Source organism: Methyloceanibacter sp. (genome assembly GCF_050728395.1).
Classification (GTDB): Bacteria; Pseudomonadota; Alphaproteobacteria; order Rhizobiales; family Methyloligellaceae; genus Methyloceanibacter.
The window spans coordinates 1-4,735 of record NZ_JBOHJB010000148.1 but is presented as its reverse complement, the minus strand read 5'-3'; the positions used below and the strand labels follow the sequence as shown (position 1 = coordinate 4,735).

The following is a 4,735-nucleotide window of genomic DNA, read 5'->3' as shown; positions in this document are numbered from 1 at the left end:
GGGCTGGGTCACGGCGGAATACGGCATGCTGCCCCGCGCCACGGCCGAGCGCACCCGGCGTGAAGCCGCGGCCGGCAAGCAATCGGGCCGCACCCAGGAGATCCAGAGGCTGATCGGCCGCTCGCTTCGCGCCGTCACCGATCTTGCCGCGCTCGGCGAGCGGCAGATCACCCTTGATTGTGACGTGCTGCAAGCCGACGGCGGCACACGCACCGCCGCCATCACCGGCTCTTGGATCGCGCTCCATGACGCCATCGCCTGGATGAAGGCGCGAAATATGCTGAAGAACGGCGCCGCCTTGCGCGACCACGTCGCCGCCGTGTCCTGCGGGCTTTATGGCGGCGAGGCCATCCTCGATCTCGACTATGCCGAGGATTCGGAGGCGCAGGCCGACGCCAATTTCGTGATGACGGGCTCTGGCGGCATCGTCGAGGTGCAGGGCACCGCCGAGCAGCAAGCTTTCAGCCAGGCGCAGTTCGACCAATTGATGGCGCTCGCCAAGCTCGGCATCGCCGAGCTCGTGCAATTGCAGAAGCTTACCGTCGCTTGAGCCATGGTCGGCGAGCTCAAGCCCGGCGACAAGATCGTCATCGCCACCCACAACGAGGGCAAGGCCAAGGAACTCGCCGAACTGTTCGCGTCGGTAGGCGTGGAGACGGTATTGGCAGGCGAACTCGGCCTGCCGGAGCCCGAGGAGACAGGGCAGAGCTTCGCCGAGAACGCAACGATCAAGGCAGAAGCCGCGGCAAAGGCATCGAGACTCCCGGCTGTCTCCGACGATTCAGGGCTTGAAGTCACCGCACTCGGCGATGCTCCGGGTGTCCACTCGGCGCGTTGGGGCGGGCCTGACAGGGACTTTGGCCTCGCCATGGAGCGCGTCCACCGCGAGCTTGAGGCGAGCGGCTCCAACGATCGAACCGCCAAGTTCGTCTGTGCTCTCGCCTACGCTCGCCCAAATGCGGAGACCATCGTCAGCAGACGCGAAATCAAGGGAACACTCACTTGGCCTCCGCGCGGAACATGCGGTTTCGGCTATGATCCGATTTTCGTGCCCTACGGCTATAGCGAGACCTTCGGCGAGATGGATCCAGACCGCAAGAATTTCATCTCGCATCGCATGCTCGCTTTCGAGCTTCTGATCCTCCGCACCTTCCCAATTGAGGAGATTGAGCTGTTTGAGGAGGAGAAGGAGCGTTGACCTCTGCCGCGCCATTCGGGGTCTATGTGCATTGGCCGTTCTGCCTCGCCAAATGCCCCTATTGCGATTTCAACTCTCATGTGCGCCACGGCGGCATCGACCAGGGTGACTTCGTCACCGCCTATTTGTCTGAGCTTGCGCATTTCGCCTCGATGGCGCCGGAACGCACCGTCAGCAGCATCTTCTTCGGCGGCGGCACGCCGTCGCTGATGGCACCCGAGACCGTGGCAGCGATCCTCGATCGCATCGCCGAGCTATGGACCGTCGCCGACAACGCCGAGATCACGCTCGAAGCCAATCCGACATCCGTCGAGGCCGGCCGCTTCGCGGGCTATCGCGCCGCCGGCGTCAACCGGGTGTCGCTTGGCGTCCAGTCGCTCGACGACGCAAGCCTGAAATCGCTCGGCCGTATGCATACGGCTGCGGAGGCATTGGCCGCGCTTGCCATCGCCAAGAAGAATTTCGAGCGCGTCTCCTTCGACCTGATCTACGCGCGGCAGGGGCAAGAGTTGCGGGCTTGGCGCGACGAGCTGACACGGGCGCTAGGCCACGCGCAGGACCACCTCTCGCTCTATCAGCTGACCATCGAGCCTGGAACGCCGTTCGCGGCGCTGCACGCTTCGGGGGCGCTGACCGTCCCTGACGGCGAAAGCGCCGAGGCCTTCTATCTCCTGACCCAGGAGCTTTGCGCCGCCGCCGGCCTCCCCTCCTACGAAGTGTCGAACCATGCGCGGCCTGGAGCCGAGTCGCGGCACAATCTCCTCTATTGGCGCGGCCACGATTACGCCGGCGTCGGACCAGGCGCCCATAGCCGCATCACCCAAGGCGACGGCAAACATGCCATCGCTGTTCGCAGATCGCCGGAAGCCTGGCTCGACGCGGTCGTAGCCTCAGGCCACGGCATCGAGCAGGACGAGAGCTTGAGCCCGCAAGAATCGGCGGACGAGTATCTCCTCATGGGCTTGCGCCTCGCGGAGGGCATCGATGTGACGCGGCTCAAGGCCATCGACGGCCGGAAGCTCGACGACGCGCGGCTGCAACAGCTCGAGGCCCTGGGCCTCGTCAAGCTAACCCCAGGCCGGCTGCGGGCGACCGGCGCCGGACGCCTCGTGCTCGACAGGCTGATCGTCGAGCTCGCCGCCTAATATTGCGCGCTGGTGAAGTTGTTCGGCGCCGGTTCGATCATTTGCGGCCCGTATTCGCGCACTTCGAGAATGGCTAGCCCGCGCTCTGATGTGCCGTCGGGCAAGAGCCGGAACAGTCCGTCGACGCCGGCAAAGCCGCTTCCCCGCGTGAGCGTCGTTGCCGTGTAGCGCTGCCCCGGCGGGTTCGGCGAGAGCGACACGGCGAGGCTCACAGCGTCATAGGCGAGGCTGGCAATGCGCGGCGGCGTCGAGCCGTAAGTTTTGGCGTATTTGGCGACGAAATCGCTCCAGCCTTTCGGGTCCGGCGCCGGAAACCAGCCGCCGACCAGCGCCGCGTCCTTCCCCACACTGGGATAGTCCCATTGCCCGGTGCCGAGAAATTGCAGGCCCTTGCTCGTGACCCCGTTCGAGGCGAGCAACGGCGCGAGCAGCTGGAGATCCTCGGGCGCTGCCGGCAGGAACAGCGCATCGACCTGCCCCGCCTTCATGGCATTTGCCACCTGCCGCACCGGCCCGAGCATGGCGTTGGCGTCGTTCGGCGGGAAGGTGGCGCGCACCACCGATTGACCGCCGCCGCGGCCGACATTTCGCGCAAACGCCGTCTCGGCCACCCTGCCGTAAGGCGACTGCGGGATCAGCAGCGCGAAGTTATGTTTGCCGCGGGCGGCCGCGTAGGAAACGATGCGCGGCACGTCGCGCCCGGCCAGGAAGCTCAGCAGATAGACGCCGTTGCCGGCAACCTTCTCGTCGGTCGAAAATGCAAGAATGGGCACATTTCTCTGAGCCGCCACGGGCGCGGCAGCGGAAACCTCCTGGGCAAAGAGCGGGCCGATGATCAGCTCGGCGCCGTCCTGGATCGCGCTCTGCGCTGCTGCCTGCGCGCCCTCAGGCGTGCCCTTGGTGTCTTTCGGCACAAGCGAGACCGACGGATTGTCGAAATCGAACAGAGCGAGCTCGGCCGCCTGTTTCAGGGCCTTGGCCACGGAGGGGGTGTTGCCAGAGCCGGTGAGCGGCAGGAGCAGCGCCACCTTCACCGCGCCGGTCGAGCCGGTCATGCCAGGAGCGATAGGCCCCGGGCCGCTGCCGCCGCCGCAACCGGCGAGCAGCACCGCCACGCCGAAGCCAGCGAAAAGAACCTTCGCGGCGCGAAGCGTCGAACCAATCCGGTATGGAAGTCGCATGACCCCTTCGCTTCAAGGCAAGCGAAGCGCGAAGCCTTCGCGAAGCCTTGTGTCCCCGAGCGGCAGACGCAAGCTTACCTTCGTCCATCGGCGCTGCAAGAACCGCCGCCATCCGCCCTTCGGACAAAATTTCGACCGCAACTATGGCTCATTCGTGATGGGCGCGAAGCGCCACTATAGCATGGCACCTCTCCAAGCATAGCGCGGCTCAAGCCTGCACTTTAGGCAGTTCGCCGCAAGCGCTGCTCGCGCTATAAGCGGATGCGTGCAGGATCATCGCCACGACGACCAAGACGCATCGGGCAGGCTGCTTCAGCGCGCGCAAACCGCGCTCGCCGGGGAGATGGAGCGGCCGCTTCCCGCCGGCCTCTATCTCGTGGCGACACCGATCGGCAACCTCGCCGACATTTCGCTCCGCGCGCTTGCCGTGCTCGCCCGCGCCGGCCTGATCGCGGCTGAGGATACGCGCCACAGCCGCAAGCTTCTCTCGCATTTCGGCATCAAGGCTGAGCTCACGCCCTATCACGAGCACAACGCGGCGAAGGAGCGCCCGCGGCTGCTCGCCCGCATCAGGGCCGGCTTTGCGGTGGCGCTGATCTCCGACGCCGGCACGCCGCTCATCTCAGACCCAGGCTACAAGCTTGTGCGCGAAGCTCTGGAGGCCGGATTTCAGGTGACGAGCGTGCCGGGCCCGTCTGCTGCGCTCGCGGCGCTGACCAGCGCCGGGCTCCCGACCGACACCTTCCTGTTTGCAGGTTTCCTGCCGCCGAAGGGGGGTCAAAGGCGGAAGCGGCTCGAAGAGCTGAAGCCGGTGCCGGCCACGCTGATCTTCTATGAGACGGCATCGCGGCTTGCCGCGACGCTCGCCGACATGGCCGAAATCTACGGCGCGCGCGAGGCTGCGGTCGCCAAGGAGCTCACCAAGCTGCATGAGAGCGTGGCGCGCGGGACTCCCGCCGAGCTTGCCATGGCGTTCGATTCGACAGAGCTCAAGGGGGAGTTCGTGGTTCTCGTCGGTCCCCCCGCGCCCGACGAAGCGGAGGTCGGCGACGAGGCGATCGTGGCGCGCCTCAAGCAAGCCTTGAAGCAGGAGAGCTTCCGTGACGCAGTGCGGAGCGTCGCCGAGGACTTCAAGGTGAAGCGGAGCCGGGTCTACGATCTTGGTCTGGCGCTCGAACGCAAAGACCGCGACGCGCCGTGAGCGAGAAGCC

General features: G+C 66.0%; 5 protein-coding genes. 4 read left to right on the top strand and 1 reads right to left on the bottom strand.

The genetic code is table 11. The features are described from left to right. From rph to hemW, 3 genes are all read left to right on the top strand, one after another. A partial coding sequence (rph, locus tag ACREC7_RS15755; protein WP_431556640.1) for a ribonuclease PH occupies positions 1-550 on the top strand: 550 nt, incomplete at its 5' end. Positions 551-553: 3 nt separating this feature from the next. Continuing rightward, on the top strand, positions 554-1,198 hold the full coding sequence (gene rdgB, locus ACREC7_RS15750; RefSeq protein ID WP_431556639.1) for an RdgB/HAM1 family non-canonical purine NTP pyrophosphatase: 645 nt from the start codon (positions 554-556) through the stop codon (positions 1,196-1,198). Next, a complete protein-coding gene (gene hemW, locus ACREC7_RS15745) occupies positions 1,195-2,343 on the top strand; it encodes a radical SAM family heme chaperone HemW (protein WP_431556638.1) in 1,149 nt (382 codons plus the stop codon). Before rdgB ends, hemW begins: the two co-directional genes overlap by 4 nt. On the opposite strand, the gene ACREC7_RS15740 is transcribed toward hemW, so the two are convergent. Next, positions 2,340-3,524 carry a penicillin-binding protein activator gene (locus ACREC7_RS15740; RefSeq protein ID WP_431556637.1) on the bottom strand — a complete coding sequence of 395 codons (1,185 nt, stop codon included), beginning with the start codon at positions 3,522-3,524 and terminating at the stop codon, positions 2,340-2,342. The two genes, hemW and ACREC7_RS15740, sit on opposite strands and share 4 nt — an antisense overlap. A gap of 265 nt (positions 3,525-3,789) precedes the next feature. Between ACREC7_RS15740 and rsmI the strand changes: the two genes are divergently transcribed. Then, positions 3,790-4,725, top strand: a complete 936-nt coding sequence (gene rsmI, locus ACREC7_RS15735; protein WP_431556636.1) for a 16S rRNA (cytidine(1402)-2'-O)-methyltransferase — start codon at positions 3,790-3,792, stop codon at positions 4,723-4,725. Positions 4,726-4,735 lie beyond the last annotated feature (10 nt).